Origin of the sequence: Maridesulfovibrio frigidus DSM 17176, assembly GCF_000711735.1 — a bacterium.
GTDB lineage: Bacteria > Desulfobacterota > Desulfovibrionia > Desulfovibrionales > Desulfovibrionaceae > Maridesulfovibrio > Maridesulfovibrio frigidus.
The window spans coordinates 217,235-232,964 of record NZ_JONL01000005.1 but is presented as its reverse complement, the minus strand read 5'-3'; the positions used below and the strand labels follow the sequence as shown (position 1 = coordinate 232,964).

Sequence of the window (15,730 nt, the reverse complement as noted above, 5' to 3'; positions counted from 1 at the left end):
GCTCATAAATAGGGAACGACAATGGTCAATTTTTTCATCGACAGACCGATTTTTTCATCAGTTATATCTATCGTCATTACGCTGGTAGGGCTTTTAAGTATTTTTACTTTGCCTGTTGCCCAGTATCCGGAAATAGCACCCCCGACCGTTCAGGTTACTACCACCTATAATGGTGCAAGTTCTGACGTTGTAGAGCAAACCGTTGCTGCTCCGATTGAGGAACAGGTTAACGGCGCGCAGGATATGCTTTACATGAACTCCATCAGTTCTAATGATGGTAGACTTGTTTTGAATGTTACTTTTGAACTTGGTCGCGACCTTGAATTGGCAACCGTTGATGTTCAGAACCGGGTAGCTCTTGCGAATCCTCAGCTTCCTTCTGAAGTAAGACAGTCCGGTGTAAGCGTTAAAAAGCAGTCAGCCAGTATGATCTGTGCGGTCAGTCTCGTTTCCCCGAATGAATCTTTTGATGCTCTTTTCCTGAATAACTACGCTAAAATAAATCTTTATGATGCTATTGCCCGAATTCCCGGAGTAGGTAGTATTACTCTCTTCGGTGATCAGGATTACGGTATGCGTATCTGGCTTGATCCCGACAAAATGGCTCAGCTTGGAATTACTGCAGATGATATCATTAGTGTTGTTCAGGAGCAAAATCTACAGGCTCCTGCTGGACAGGTGGGACAGCCGCCCGCCGCATCAAATCAGCAATTTCAGCTTTCTGTTCGTGTTAAGGGAAGGCTCAGCGATCCTAAAGAGTTTGAACGGATAATAGTAAAGGCTAATCCTGATGGTAGTACTATCAGAATTAAAGATGTCGGTACTGTTGAGATGGGTTCCAAGGCTTATATCGCTTTTAGTAGACAGGATGAAGCTGCTGCTGCAATGCTTCTTGTTTATCAGCTACCAGGAGCAAATGCTCTCGATATTGTTGGGCAAGTAAGGTCAACAATGCAGGAGCTCTCTACGTATTTTCCAGAAGGAATTGCGTATGACATTCCTTACGATACTACTTTGTTTGTTACCGCTTCTATTGATGAGGTTATGAGTACTCTTTACGAGGCTATGGTCCTTGTCTTTTTAGTTGTTTTTATCTTTTTGCAGAATTTAAGAGCTACAATCGTCCCTATGCTTGCTGTACCGGTTTCTCTTATTGGTACGTTTGCATCATTTCAGGGGCTGGGCTTCTCTATCAATACGCTGACTCTCTTCGGGATGGTGCTCGCAATCGGGATTGTTGTTGATGATGCTATTGTAGTGGTTGAGGCCGTCCAGAAAAAAATTGATGATGACGGTATGGACCCGAGAGAGGCGACGAAAGAAGCAATGAAAGAGGTTACGGGACCGATTGTTGCGACGACCGTTGTTCTTATCGCGGTGTTTATTCCGGTAGCATTTATGGGTGGTATTTCCGGTCAGCTATATAAACAGTTTGCGCTGACCCTTGCTGTTTCTGTTGCGATTTCATCGGTAAATGCACTGACTTTTTCTCCTGCGATGTGTGCATTGCTATTACGCCCTCAGAAAGATGCTCGTGGCCCTCTGGGGTGGTTCTTCGGTAAGTTTAATAAATATTTCGACATAATTACTAAAGGATATACTGCCACAGTAAGGCTGATAATCAGGAAGTCTGTAATTGCCTTGATTGTCTTTGCTGCTCTTATGGGAGCCACATGGTCCCTTTTTGGAACAGTACCTACAGGATTTGTTCCTGATGAAGATCAGGGGTATTTCATGGTTAACGTGCAGCTACCTGAAGGTGCATCATTGGCCCGTTCCGATGTGGCTGTTGCTGAAGTTGAAGCTCTTTTAAATGATGAACCCGGAGTTAAGGCTTTCTTCGCACTTGGTGGGTTCAACCTTGTGACTGCGACTTATTCATCTTATACTTCAACGGTTTTCGTTATCCTTGAATCTTGGGATGACCGTAAAGATCCTTCACTTCATGTGTCTGCAATTATGCAGAAAGTGCAGCGCAAGTTGGCTGGAGTTCAAGACGCAAAGATTGCAGTATTTAACCCCCCTCCAATCAATGGTATCGGAGCAACCGGTGGTATGCAGTTTGAACTGCAGGATAGGTCTGGCGGGTCTATTGAAGAGCTTGCGAAGGTCGCAAAAGATTTTTCAGAGAAAGCCTCACAACGTCCTGAAATTGCGTATACATTCACTCCTTTCAGTGCCACGGTTCCTCAGATTTATGTAGAAGTTGACCGTGATAAAGTGCGTAAGCTAGGAATTCCTCTGAATGAAATATTCAGCTCCTTACAGACTTTCCTCGGCGGTTTTTATATTAACGATTTCAATAAATTCGGTAGAACATATCGCGTTATGGCACAGGCCGCTTCTGAGTTTAGAACCAGCCCTGATGACATCGCTAAATTCTATGTGCGCGGTGACACGGGGAAGATGATTCCTCTGTCTACCTTGGTAACAAGCAAGAAGATTTTCGGGCCGGAATATATCCGTCGTTACAACCTTTTCAAGGCAGTTGAAATCACAGCATCGGGTGCTCCGGGCATTAGTTCCGGACAGGTTCTTTCTACCATGGAAGAAGTTGCCAGTGAAAATCTTCCTAGAGGGTACAGTTATGAGTGGACGAACATTGCCTATCAGGAAAAACAGTCCGGCGGCGAAATTGTAGTTATTTTTGCGCTCGCTGTGCTCATGGTATTCCTCGTTCTTGCTGCTCAGTATGAGAGCTGGATTATTCCGCTGGCTATTGTTTTTGCGGTGCCGCTCGGTGTATTCGGGGCGATTGCAGGACAATGGTTGCGCGGACTTGATAACAACGTTTATGCGCAAATCGGGTTAATTATGCTCATTGGTCTGGCCGCAAAAAATGCGATTCTTATCGTTGAATTTGCGAAGCAGAAATATGAGGGTGGTATGCCGTTCGTTGAGGCTGCCGTTGAAGCAGCTCATTTACGCTTCCGACCTATTTTGATGACCTCATTTGCATTTATCCTTGGTGTTATTCCACTTGTTATCGCAACAGGTGCCGGATCTGGTAGTCGTCATGCACTAGGTACTTCAGTTTTTGCGGGTATGATTGCCGCAACGATTCTCGGGGTATTATTTGTTCCGCTATTCTATGTTCAGCTTTTGAAGATAATCGAGCGGAAAAGCGCTAAAAAGGGCAATACTTATTCTTCACCGGGTGAGCCGAAGTCCGTAGAAGCAAATAAGTCCGGTCCCGACACTGATGATTCATAGGAATGAGTTTACCTTAGATCGTAGCTTTTGCGTTCTATCTGGATGTCGATAGAACAATTAGAAATACCAATGTAGGCAGTAATAAAATCAAAGCTCCTTAACGCAATATATTGCGTTAAGGGGCTTTTGTTTTATTGTTTAAAGTGCACTGGCGAATATGAAGTGGATGAAATCTGTTTACTTGCGTGTAAGTAAAAACGTCGGGTGGCAGCAGTAGCTTTTATGGAAAAGTAGTCGCGCTTAATTTGAAGTCGGGGTGTCCATGAAAATAAAGTAGTAACTCCATGCGGCGCAGGTCATTCCTATGAATGCACCGAATAGTACATCGGAAGGGTAGTGCTTGCCGATTACAACTCTGCTGATGCCAACAAGTAAGGCCAAAATTAGCGGTATGTACCGTTTTTTAGGCAGCAACATGGCGATTGCACAGGCCAGAGAAAAGATGCGCAGGGTATGCCCTGACGGGAATGAATTTTTGAGATATTTGGATGAAAACCAAGTAATTCCGTACGATTCTTTTTCAAAAAAGAGTGGCGGTCTGCAACGTCCGAAAAACCACTTGAGTTCATCTCCAATTAGCATAGCTGTTCCAGTTGCTAATGCAATTAGCAGTAAGCTCCGCGAGCGCATGCTGGGTCCATTAACAACAGCATCGCATGCGCCTGCAAGAAGAGAAGCAACGGTAATAGAAAGTATTACATGTTCAGAGGCAAGAGCACTGAGTCCTTTACCTATAGTTATCAGAAAGGTTCCTTTTAGTGTGTGGACGCCCTTTGCGATAGATAGGTCGAAATATTGGTAGAACAGGACGATTGCAATCAAAGTGATAACACCGGATATAAAGGTGTATCTCACCAGTTTTTTGGGATCTCTAAACATTATAAGCCTCCATTTGAGCCGGATGAATTAACGTCTAAGATTGAGTCTCTTTTATAAGCGATATTTTTTTGTTATGAAGGGGTGTTTAGTGAATATATTAAAGGTATTTTAACAAAGAAGGTAGTCCCTTTGGCTGAAGTTTCAAACCATGTTGTTCCCTGTAAATAATTTTCAGCAAACATTTTGACGCTATAGGTGCCAAGCCCTCTACCTTCACCTTTTGTGGAGAAGAATTTTTTATAAATTTTAAACTGATCGTCCTTGGGGATAAAATTTTCGTTTGAGATCTCAAAAACAATGTCGCTATTTTCTTTATGGCAATTGATAGTAACTGTTTGGTCGGTCGAAGAAGCTTCAATCGCGTTTTTAATTAGATTTTCAAGTACTCTGTATAAAATATTTTTGTCCGAAGAAATGCTTACAGCATCGGCTTCTTTGGAAAGAATAATTTTTTTACCATCCGTAATGGGGCTTCCGGAAAACATGGTCTTAAGGGAATCAAGCATATTGAATGTGTCAATCTGTTCAATCTCAACTTTAAGCTCTTCGTTATCCGCTGAAGTAAATAATTGATGGGCTTTGATCTCATTGGCTATGAAGTTGGCTCTCTCCTTGATCATGCCAGCAAGTTCGGGACTGCTGATTTCGTTTTGCTTCATTTGGATCAAAGAGCTTGCTCCGATGATTCCGTTCACTGCATTCATCAGATCGTGAAGGAATATCTTTTCTAAAATAGCTTTGTTTTTTTGGGCCGAAATGTCAGACAAATATAGAATAGAATAGAATTCTTCTTTAATTTTAAACGGCGAATAAAAAAGGGAGAAAGTAATAGCTTTAAGGACTCCCTGAGTCCTCGTTAGCAATGAGCATTCAGTGTTTGATACTTTGCCTTTAAATGACTTGGTTAATGCGTTTAACACCTCGCAATGCTCGCATTGGTCGTTTTCTCCGCAGCCTTGGGATGCATGAGAATTTATGCACCTAAGAAGCTCACCAGGGCGTAAGCCAAGTAAATCATCCTGCTTCTCTATGTCAAAAAGATTCATCAGCACTTTATTGCACAGAACTATTTCCCTGTTTTCGTTTATCACGAGAACAGCATGGGGGACGGCTTCAATAAGCCTTGGCCCAATCTCTAACTTTAAGGCTCTTTGTTGTTCACGAAGTGTAGCTTTGTCCGTTTTTTTTCGAGTAGTAATTATTGGATCAGAATTTTTATTTATTATCATATTCGCGATAGTGTCTCTGTTGAAGACAAGTTCTAAGGTAGTGGGAAAAGGTCATAATCTATTGGGTAGAAAATCGCAGGCTTCCGCCGTTCCCTTCCATAAAAAGGAGGCCGTTTTCAGTTCTGACGTTAAGCGATTGGCCAAGAGCTTGTAAGAACTTGAATTCTTGACTGTCAACGGCTTCAGCGCAGGCCATCCGTGTGCTGGCAAGAGGCCCAACTTCTAAGGTGTTGTTTTCTAAGGTATAGCTACCGTTAAATCTGTTGCAGCCTCCAGAACCTGTTACACGACCATCTTCAGTGAACATTGCCCATGACTGTGCAAAATCAATTACGCCAGTTCCATCTATGTCCTCAAGAACCCATTTTGTTTGTAAAGGGAGATCTGCTGTCAGCGTTGATTTGGAAGCTGAACAGCCTGCAAATATCAGAACGAGGCAGATTAATGCAATTCTGACTGCTAATGATGTGATGTGTTTTTTTGTCATTTTTTCAGGCACTCCTATTTTTGTTCTAAGTGTACTGTTGATGAAATATACAAAAAAATCAAGGAGTAGGTGCTAAGTTTGAAGTCCGCAAAGCATATACCCAAGGATAAGGCTGCATTTATCTTTGCAGGATGGGTAGAATGTCTTGTGCTGTTTTGTGCCGGACTTGTTTTCTTTGCCATAATAAAATTCAGCAATTCCGAGCGGGGTCAGGTTATTAAGCGCTGCAAAGTTGAGAAGCTTAGGTGCGCAGCAATCACCTGTTCCAGCAGGTATTCCTTTGCCAAGCGGAGGAATTTCCGGAAGAACCCTGGTTTCACCCCGGAAATTTGGTAATTTATATATGTAGCGGATTTTGTCCATCAAGGCGCGAGACATGGTTTTTCGCAGTAATCCTAGCTCGGCATGTTTGTCAGAACCTTTTGTAAGATCTTCCATTTCTGCGCTAATGGCCATAATTTCAAGGGCTTTATTCTGGGTGAGATCTTTAAATTCCAGAGTATCTACTATTGGAGGAACCCAGCCATCTACTTCCCATATGGCGTTGTATTGTCCTGAGAAAGCGTAAGCGACACCTTGCTCATTATCAGAGTTAACATAGGTCATGGCACCAAACATTTGCCCAAGGGCTTTCCCAAAAACATAGTCTGTAGACAACGCAGGATCAGCTTCAGAGCTTGGCACTGTGAAGTCAATTCTGCCTGCCTGATCAAGTTTTTGCATAAGCAGAAGACTTTGCTCGCGTGCATCGTTTAGACCTAGAGCATGAACAGTTTCGCATCTAGCGCAATAACCAGAACATAATATGTCTGTTTTTGGAATCTTCTCAGGTTTGGTCATATTTTATACTTTTGATTAAAAGAAAAGGGGGCCGTGCTTAAGCACAACCCCCTTCGGATAAACAACAGTCAGATATTACGATTTTACAATCTGCTATTTGTTAAGGTCTCCAATTGTCTGCTTAGGATATTGGACCTTTAAATTTAACAGAAAGAATACCGTATTCAATTTGGCCGCGGGGGGTGGTTACGACAACTTCGTCACCTTCCTCTTTACCGAGGAGGGCTTGCCCTACGGGAGACTCGATGGAGATGATTCCTTTTTTGAAATCACTTTCGTCGGGGCCCATGATTGTGTATATTTTTGAATCACCGGAATCGATATCTTCAAGCTCAACGGTAGCTCCAAATATAATTTTGGGACCACCTAGAGTCGCTAGATCGATAATGTTGAAATGCGGGATTCTGGATTCAATATAATTAATCTTGGCTTCCATCATTCCCTGACGCTCACGCGCAGCATGGTAGCCTCCATTTTCCTTAAGGTCGCCCTCTTCGCGCGCCTCTTTGATTGCCTTGATTACAGCTGGGCGTTCTCTTTTAAGAGCGTCCAGTTCTCTCTTAACCTTAGCGAATCCTTCTTTTGAAATGGGTATTGTGCTCATTTCATAAACCTCAAATTTTTTCCTTCGGGGGTGTCAATAAAAAAAGGCAGCCGCAACCGGAGCTATTTCCGGAAAAGAAGCTGCTTGATAAAATGCAACAATCGGTTGCTGAATTACTTGCCTAGAACATCCTCGGGCCATGGTCAAGCAGCTTTTAGTTTTTTTGAAAAAGATCAGTTCTGTCAGGTCTAATAATATTTTGTGTTATTATTAATGTAAACACTATGTTTAATTGGAAAAAAATGTATGCTCTATCCCTTTCTAAATTCTATTAAAATAGATACAATTGTTACCGTTGAGTGAGTTCTTTACGTTTAAGTTCTTATATTTGATTAATACATCTCGCAGGTTGGGAAGTAAGTGGTTGATAATATTAAAGCAATTAAAAAGAAAGAAGTTAAACCTGGGATGTATATTCAAGGTTATGGCAAAGGAACATTTCACGACCCGCAAGTTGAGGTTGGTAGGTTTGTTGAGTCCTATGACGATATAGCCAAATACCTTCCTAATGATACAGAGCAAGTCGAGATTTTAACCGATAAGTTTTTAGACGTCTCGGAAGTGAATTTTCGAAGGCCCAAAGCGTCAGCAAAGCAGGCCGCTGAAGCGTTAGCAGAAGCTATGCCGGCAGCCCGTAAAATTCATGATGAAGCTATGAACTACTCTAAAAAGCTGTTTGCTGACATTCAGAGTGGCAAGGAAATAGAGCTAGAGGATGCTGTTCCGATTGTTGATAAGATAATTGAAAATGTGTCGGCTAATAAGTCGGCATCTTTGACTCTGTCTTTTTTGAAAAGATATGATGAATATACATATACCCATTCGATTAATGTGAACCTGTTTTCCATTCTGCTGGGAAAGGATATGGGGTTGGACCGCGAGCAATTGCAACATCTCGGAATTGCGGCTCTTTTCCATGATGTCGGTAAAGGGAGAGTCCCGAGTGAGGTGCTTAATAAGCCCGGGAAGCTCACAGAAGATGAGTTTGATATTATGAAAGGTCATCCTCTTCTCGGGCTTAAGGTCTTGCGCTCTGTTGATGGTTTGAGTCCTGAGATTTTACGTGGTGTGGTTGAGCATCATGAGAGGTTTAACGGAACAGGGTACCCGAGACAATTGGAGGGTGATGGAATTCATCCATATGGACGGATGATTGCTATTGCAGACGTTTATGATGCTCTTACAAGCGTCAGGGTTTACAAAAAAGCTATGACAGCAGCTAAGACTCTGACTTTAATGTATAAGTGGAAGGGTACTGATTTTGATCCTGTTTACCTTAACCGCTTTGTAAGGGTTATTGGAATATACCCTCCGGGTTCATTTGTTCAGCTGAATGATGAAAGGTATGCTCTAGTCCTTGAGACGAACGAAAATGCGCCGTTAAAACCTATGGTGAAGATTTTATTTGATAAAAGAAGAAAGCCTCTACGTCATGAATGTATAGATTTAAGCACATATGATTTAAATGGAAAGGAACTTAAAGTTCTTTGTCAGCCGGATCCTGATGAGCTTGGTGTGAATATGAAGATGTTAGCAGGTTTCTTAGCTTAAGGAGTGTCTCCCTTGCATGTATGTCCGTGGTGGCTGGCTTACTCTTTTGATAATGGGTTGAGACGTTTAATTGATCCTGTGGATGAGGCTCTGTCCAAATGGGTAAAGCCCGGAATGACCGTGCTCGATTTCGGGTGCGGTATGGGACATTTTTCGATTGGCGCGGCTCGGATGGTCGGGAAAGGCGGGAAAGTTATTGCCGTCGATCTCCAAGATAGAATGCTTGAAGTTATGATGCGCCGGGCGGATAAGGCTGGCGTTGTGGATATTATTACTCCACATAAATGTAGTGCGCATGAGATTGGCTATGCCGGTGTGGTTGATTTTGTTGTGTCATCTTTCGTTCTTCACGAAACTCCTGATATAGCTGTTGCGTTGCAGGAAATATACTCGGTTCTCGGAGAGGGGGGCGGGTTTTATCTAACTGAGCCTCGCATGCACGTTAAAGCCGATTTTTTTACGAAAGAAATGACAACAGCTGCAAAGTTGGGCTTCAATGTAGAAGTGCTGGTTCCAGCTATGCTTGCATATAAAGCGTACATGACCAAATAATTTTAAATTACAAATTCCATATCTGAGAAAACCTTGTCTTCATCATATAATGAAGGGTGGTTTGCAGATATTTCAACCATTGCTTCAAAAAAAGCGTCCCATCCAAGAACTTCCGCCTCTTTCTTTTTGTTCACAAACAGTTTGAACGTCTGCCCTTTAGGGCATTTTGTCATGTTGAGTTCTAGAACTCCATTCGGAGTCGATTCCAGCCATACGGCAGACCATGAGGTCCTGTCTCCTTCTGTTTTTTTATACTTTTCAAAATAAGCTTCAAATATTCTTTCGATCTCTGAGCGTTGCATAATATTCTCTCCCTTAAATAATTAAGATTAGTTCGCTGAATGTTAGCTACGTTACCCTTATTTTAGCTCGCCCTGCAAGTTCGGCTGTGCTGGCTTCATTACTTGCATAAATGTCTATCGCGACCTTTTTGTATAGTTGATGTTTGCAAAAATGTAATAAATTGGCTTTTAGTTTGAGCTTTTTTAGTCGGGGGGCATTGCGCCTCTTACCTAAAAACGGGGCTAATGACGCTCTTAGGTCTTGTATAATAAGGGTAAAGGGTCATATCTGTTTTCTTTAAAAGTTATGACAATTATGGTCACTGATGTTTTTTTCGAAAATGTCGTTTGCAGATGCACATTATATCTAGCGGTAATTAATTAGGATGAAACAAGTTTTTTCAGAAGGGCTTTACGGTTCTTTAGTTCTTTGTTTCTAGTAGTTTATAAGTGTTGTTTATGGGGTATTTAGTGCGTTTTCAAAATGCTATGAGCTTTAAAGCAAGCGCAAATAAAATTGGTAGAGGGCGCATCTTTATCTAAAAAATCTCCATTTTCGTATTTTTGTTTGCCAAAAATGTGTTCTTCTGTCAGGCTGGTCTTCCTGAATCGCTCTAATCTACAAAAAAGTGACCTTAACAACCTGATCTCGATTCATTTTTATAGCCTCCTTATACCTTCAGTACTAATTTTGAAGGGTGGAAAACTCATAATGTAAAAGAGTACATATGATCGCTTGGTGGATTACCTCGAGATTTGCAGGTTAGAGCCGGGGTGGCTGAGTTAATACAGATTTCAAGCAACATTTAAGTAGCTTTTCATAAGATAATTAAAATTATTATTGATAATACATATCAGATTGTAATCATCTTAAAGTAACTGCAAAAATGTGAACCTTATAAACATGGAGTGAGCTGAAAATATGTGCCGTTTATTTGCGCTTACAAGCCGCGACCCAATTTCACCCATGCGTGCCATCGATGCTCTTAATGTAATGAAAGAGGGGCATGATGGTTCCGGTGTGGGACTATATTTAAATGGACTCAGCGGTCCATTTGAAGAATTGAAAGATTGTCCGATTTTGTCGGGAATTTTCACAGAAGCTGGGCTCCGTAGACTGGACCAGTACTCAATGGACAAGGGCTTTAAGTCCAAGTTCAGCATCCTTTATGCTCCAGACGGACCTCCTCCTGTCGGAACTCCTGTTCGTGGAACGTATGCAGCTATTGCTTACAGTGTTCCTAAAGGATGGGAAAACCTTTCTGAAGCAGAGCAGGGCTCGCGTTTGGTTCAAATGCGTCTTGATCTAAAAAAGATGGGTGAAGAGTCTGGCGACATGATGGTCTTTTCTTTCTGGCCTGACACAATCGTTATCAAAGAAGTCGGTGATCCTCTCGAAATTGGAGAATACCTTCAGCTTGATCGCAACAAGGATATCTACGCACGCAGAATTCTTGCTCAGGGAAGACAGAATACTAACTACGCGATTAACCTTTATGCGTGTCACCCATTCTTTATAGAAGGCGTTGCCTCTATGACAAATGGTGAAAACACTGCATTTATCCCCATTAAAGAATATCTTCAGTCAAGAAACATCACTGGGTACAGTGGGTATCAGTCTGATTCTGAAGTTTTCACACATATCGCTCATTATACGACTAAGCGACTCGGCCTTGATATCAGGGCATATAAACACATCATCACTCCACTGAGTGATAGCGAAATTGCTGAGCATCCGGACAGAGAGTTCTTAACTGAACTCAAACGTTCATGCCGCAAACTCATTATTGATGGTCCTAACTGTGTCATCGGCTGTCTGCCTGGCGGACGCATGTTTATGACTCAGGACCGCAAGAAATTCCGTCCTGGAATTGTCGGCGGAAAAGACGGCATCTTTGGTTTCTCATCTGAAGTCTGCGGCCTGAATGCTGCAATTCCAGACCGTGATAAATCCAAAGATTTTCAACCAATGCATCTTGATACCGTTATCGTCGGACCCGACTGCAAGGAGATTATCCAATGCTCTCAGACAGACCAATTACCCCGTCAACTTTAGGCGTTAAGGATTTACCTTGGCAAATCGAGTGGGACAAAGATCTTTGCACACAGTGCGGTCGTTGCACCTCAGTCTGCCCGGTAAGTGCTATTGAATTAGGCGTTTTTCGTAAACGTACTATTGTAACTCCTGCTGGTCTTAGAAAGAAGCCTAGCAATGAGCACTCCATTTTTTATGGAATCAGACAGAAGACCGATCCCGCTTATGGTTGTATCGGCTGCTCCATGTGCAACATGGTCTGTCCAAACAACGCAATTCAGCCGAACCGTGATGAAGGTTCCACCACCCTGAAGTATCATAATGATCGTGGTGGTCAGCCTAGAACACGCGGCGGACGCAGAAATTCTGAAGAAAGCTTGCTTGATCAGATTAAATTCATGCGTATATCCATGCTTACTGACCCCGCACTTGATGCAGGTAGGCATGAATTCAGCCTAAACACTTTGCTCGGACGCGTTCTGTCTCCTGAGCAAAGCTTGAAATGTATGGCTGAAAACGGCTGGAAGCCTCCAGTTAGAGAAATATATCCGCTTGTCATCGGTGGTATGTCCTTCGGCGCGCTTTCCCCTAATATGTGGGAGGGGTTGCAGATGGGGGTTGCCTACTTGAATGAAGAGCTTGGAATGCCGGTTCGCATCAGCACAGGTGAGGGCGGTTGTCCTCCGCGTCTGCTTCGTTCCAAATTCCTGAAATATGTTATTTTACAGATCGCGAGCGGCTATTTCGGATGGGATGAAATTATTCATGCTATTCCTGAAATGCAGGTCGATCCTTGTGCGATTGAAATTAAATACGGACAGGGCGCAAAACCCGGTGATGGCGGACTGCTCATGTGGCACAAAGTGAACAAGCTGATTGCAGCTATTCGCGGCGTACCTACTGGTATCAGCTTGCCTAGTCCTCCTACTCATCAGACACAGTATTCCATTGAGGAGTCTGTAGCTAAGATGATTCAGTCCATGAGTATGGCCTGGGGATTCAGGGTTCCTGTATATCCGAAGATCTCAGCATCTTCCACTTCCCTTGCTGTTCTTAACAACCTGACTCGTAATCCTTACGCAGCAGGACTCGCCATTGATGGTGAAGACGGCGGAACTGGTGCTGCGTATAACGTATCCATGAATCACATGGGACACCCAATCGCAAGTAACTTGCGTGACTGCTACAACGCTTTGGTTGTTACTGGTCAGCAGAATGAACTGCCTCTCATGGCAGGTGGTGGTATCGGTAAGTCCGGTAACCTCGCAGCTAACGCAGCTGCTTTGATTATGCTTGGCGCTAGTGCTGTTCAGGTTGGTAAGTATGTCATGCAGGCTGGCGCAGGCTGTCTCGGTTCCGAGAAAGATCGCTGTAATGTCTGTAACATTGGTATCTGTCCGAAGGGTATTACTTCTCAGGACCCACGACTTTATCGTCGCCTTGATCCTGAAAAGGTCGCAGAGCGCGTAGTTGACTTTTATCTGAGTTTCGACACGGAAATCAAAAAGATTATTGCTCCGCTTGGACGTTCGTCTTCATTGCCTATCGGCATGTCGGACGCACTTGGAATCAGTGATCGTGATGCTGCCGAAAGACTTGGCATTAAGTACGTGGTTTAACACCCGAAGCTCGTGATATACCGGAGATAAAAAATGGCTACAAAAAAAGTATGCATAAGCGGTGTAGAAGACGGTTTACGTCTTGAATCACGCATTCTTGAAGAAATTATTCAAAAGAATGTTCGTGAAGGTGCCCGCAAGCTTGAAATAGATGCCCTTGGTCAACATGGAATTGGCGGACGGTTGTGGATTTCCAAGGACGAGCCAATTGAAATAGATGTTATCGGTTCACCCGGTCAGCGTTTAGGTTCAAAAGGTTTTCCCGGAACAACAATCAATGTTCACGGTTCAGTTTCTGATGACGTAGGCTGGCTCAATGCCGGAGCAGAAATCATCGTTCACGGTGATGGAACCAACGGCGCATGTAATGCTATGGCACAGGGTAAGGTCGTTATCAGCGGCAACCTTGGTGCTCGTGGTATGACCATGACTAAGACTAACCCAAGATTTGATCCTCCTGAGTTGTGGGTGCTTGGGACAGTCGGCGACTATTTTGCTGAGTTTATGGCTGGCGGAACCGCAGTTGTCTGTGGTTACAAAGGTCAGACAGCTGAAAATGTTCTGGGATACAGACCATGTGTCGGTATGGTTGGCGGACGTATATTTGTTCGCGGGCCACACGACGGTTTTTCTCAGGCAGACGCCATCTTAGAACCAATTACCGATGCTGATTGGACATGGCTCACTGAAAATTTAAAAATTAATCTTGCCAAAATCAACAAGTCATACCTGTATGAAAAGTTGATTGATAGATCTGACTGGGAACTCATTAGAGCGAAAACTCCTTTTGAGAAAACCGGTAAAGTTCGTCGTTCCATGACTGAGTTCCGTGCGAAAGTATGGGATGCAGAACTAGGTAAGGGCGGTTTGATCGGTGATTTAACCGATCTTGATAGATCTCCAATCGGACTAGTGCCGAATGGTCTTTTAAGAAGATATGTTCCCGTTTGGGAAAACAGCAAATATGAAGCTCCATGCCAGTCCAGTTGTCCTAGCGGAATTCCTGTTCAGGAACGCTGGCAGCTTGTTCGAGACGGTCTGGTAGACGAAGCTGTTGACCTTGCGCTTGCATATACTCCTTTCCCTGCAACTGTTTGTGGATATTTATGTCCGAACCTCTGTATGGATGGATGTACTCGCGGGCTTAAGAAGATGCTTCCTGTGGACATCACAAAGCTTGGACGCGAAGGTGTTAATAGTAAGGCTCCTAAATTGCCGGCTCTGTCGGGCAAAAAGGTTGCTGTTATCGGTGGTGGACCAGCTGGTATTTCCATCGCATGGCAGATTCGCATGAAGGGACATGAAGCCGTCGTTTACGATATGGCCAAAACCCTTGGCGGAAAGATCGCTTCAGCTATTCCTTCAAGCCGTATTCCTAAAGAAGTTCTTGATGCTGAGTTGAAACGTGCTGCGGAAGTTATTCCTCACGTTCATTTACATAAGAAAATGGACAGCGATGATTTCGCTGAACTCAAGCAGGCAAATGACGCGGTCGTTCTTGCTATCGGAGCTCAGAAACCTCGCATGATTCCTATTCCCGGCCATGAAATGATTACTCCGGCTCTGACTTTCCTTCAGCAATCTGTTGCTGGTAAAGCTAAGGTCGGTAAAAACGTAGTAATTATCGGGGCCGGTAATGTTGGTTGTGATGTTGCTACTGAATGTGGACGCCTTGGTGCGGATTCAATCACTCTGATTGATATTCAGGAACCAGCATCCTTCGGTAAGGAAAGAAAAGAAGCAGAAGAAGTGGGCGCGAAGTTCAAATGGCCTTGTTTCACTCAGGAAGTTACCAAAGAGGGCGTGCTTCTTAAATCCGGTGAGCTTATCGAAGCTGATACTGTGATTCTCTCCATCGGTGATACTCCTGATGTTGAGTTCCTTCCGGAAGGCATTGCTATTGATCGAGGGCATGTGGTTGTTAATGAAAATTACCAGACCACAGATCCTAAAGTATACGCCATCGGTGACACTGTTCGTCCTGGTCTTTTGACTCATGCTATCGGCCATGGTCGCAAAGCTGCGGAAGTAATTGATGACATCTTCACTGGCAGACGTCCTGAATCTCATCCTAAAGAAGTAATAGACTACAGCAGAATGACTCTTGAGTACTTTGATCCTCGTCTGACTGAATTTTCAGACATGAATCAGTGTGCAACTGAATGTTCTTCCTGTGGATCATGTAGAGACTGTGGACTTTGCGAAACTGTCTGTCCTCAAATGGCTATTACGCGTAATAGCCTCGAAGGTAAGAAGTTCGAAATGTACTGCAACGCTGATAAGTGTATCGGTTGTGGTTTCTGCGCAAATGTTTGCCCATGTGGTATCTGGAATTTGGTGGATAATACTCCACTCGGTTAGTTCTCACATATACGAATAAATAAAAATGCCCGCCGAAGTTATTCGGCGGGCATTTTTTTGTGCGTTTGAAATGGGAGTT

At 43.4% G+C, this 15,730-nt stretch carries 12 protein-coding genes; 6 read left to right on the top strand and 6 right to left on the bottom strand.

The features are described 5' to 3' along the window. Window positions 1–21 precede the first annotated feature (21 nt). Window positions 22–3,213, top strand: coding sequence for an efflux RND transporter permease subunit (locus BR06_RS0111720; protein WP_084154123.1), 3,192 nt, complete (start codon window positions 22–24; stop codon window positions 3,211–3,213). 240 nt (window positions 3,214–3,453) lie between these two features. Here BR06_RS0111720 and BR06_RS20740 read toward each other — a convergent pair whose 3' ends face one another. From BR06_RS20740 to greA, 5 genes are all read right to left on the bottom strand, one after another. Next, on the bottom strand, window positions 3,454–4,092 hold the full coding sequence (locus BR06_RS20740; protein WP_051677051.1) for a phosphatase PAP2 family protein: 639 nt from the start codon (window positions 4,090–4,092) through the stop codon (window positions 3,454–3,456). Window positions 4,093–4,163: 71 nt separating this feature from the next. Further along, the gene (locus BR06_RS0111710; RefSeq protein WP_051677049.1) at window positions 4,164–5,321 is read right to left on the bottom strand and encodes a PAS domain-containing sensor histidine kinase; all 1,158 of its coding nucleotides are present in this window, start codon (window positions 5,319–5,321) and stop codon (window positions 4,164–4,166) included. Window positions 5,322–5,379: 58 nt separating this feature from the next. Further along, window positions 5,380–5,808, bottom strand: a complete 429-nt coding sequence (locus BR06_RS19280) for an META domain-containing protein (protein ID WP_051677048.1) — start codon at window positions 5,806–5,808, stop codon at window positions 5,380–5,382. Between the two features lie 72 nt (window positions 5,809–5,880). Then, entirely contained in the window at window positions 5,881–6,648 is a 768-nt protein-coding gene (locus BR06_RS0111700; protein ID WP_031483170.1) for a hypothetical protein, read from the bottom strand. 121 nt (window positions 6,649–6,769) lie between these two features. Beyond that, window positions 6,770–7,252, bottom strand: a complete 483-nt coding sequence (gene greA, locus BR06_RS0111695; RefSeq protein WP_031483167.1) for a transcription elongation factor GreA — start codon at window positions 7,250–7,252, stop codon at window positions 6,770–6,772. Window positions 7,253–7,612: 360 nt separating this feature from the next. On the opposite strand from greA, the gene BR06_RS0111690 reads away from it, so the two are divergent. Continuing rightward, entirely contained in the window at window positions 7,613–8,803 is a 1,191-nt protein-coding gene (locus tag BR06_RS0111690; RefSeq protein ID WP_031483165.1) for an HD-GYP domain-containing protein, read from the top strand. Window positions 8,804–8,815: 12 nt separating this feature from the next. Continuing rightward, a complete protein-coding gene (locus tag BR06_RS0111685) occupies window positions 8,816–9,355 on the top strand; it encodes a class I SAM-dependent methyltransferase (protein WP_051677046.1) in 540 nt (179 codons plus the stop codon). 2 nt (window positions 9,356–9,357) lie between these two features. On the opposite strand, the gene BR06_RS0111680 is transcribed toward BR06_RS0111685, so the two are convergent. Next, on the bottom strand, window positions 9,358–9,657 hold the full coding sequence (locus tag BR06_RS0111680) for a hypothetical protein (RefSeq protein ID WP_031483160.1): 300 nt from the start codon (window positions 9,655–9,657) through the stop codon (window positions 9,358–9,360). A gap of 901 nt (window positions 9,658–10,558) precedes the next feature. On the opposite strand from BR06_RS0111680, the gene BR06_RS0111675 reads away from it, so the two are divergent. The 3 genes from BR06_RS0111675 to BR06_RS0111665 are packed head-to-tail and all read left to right on the top strand — an operon-like array spanning window position 10,559 to window position 15,651. Next, on the top strand, window positions 10,559–11,692 hold the full coding sequence (locus tag BR06_RS0111675; protein WP_031483158.1) for a class II glutamine amidotransferase domain-containing protein: 1,134 nt from the start codon (window positions 10,559–10,561) through the stop codon (window positions 11,690–11,692). After that, entirely contained in the window at window positions 11,656–13,290 is a 1,635-nt protein-coding gene (locus BR06_RS0111670) for a glutamate synthase-related protein (protein ID WP_031483155.1), read from the top strand. The genes BR06_RS0111675 and BR06_RS0111670 overlap by 37 nt, the downstream gene beginning before the upstream one ends. A gap of 33 nt (window positions 13,291–13,323) precedes the next feature. Further along, window positions 13,324–15,651 (top strand): FAD-dependent oxidoreductase, encoded by a 2,328-nt coding sequence (locus BR06_RS0111665; protein WP_031483153.1) that lies wholly within the window; start codon window positions 13,324–13,326, stop codon window positions 15,649–15,651. Window positions 15,652–15,730 lie beyond the last annotated feature (79 nt).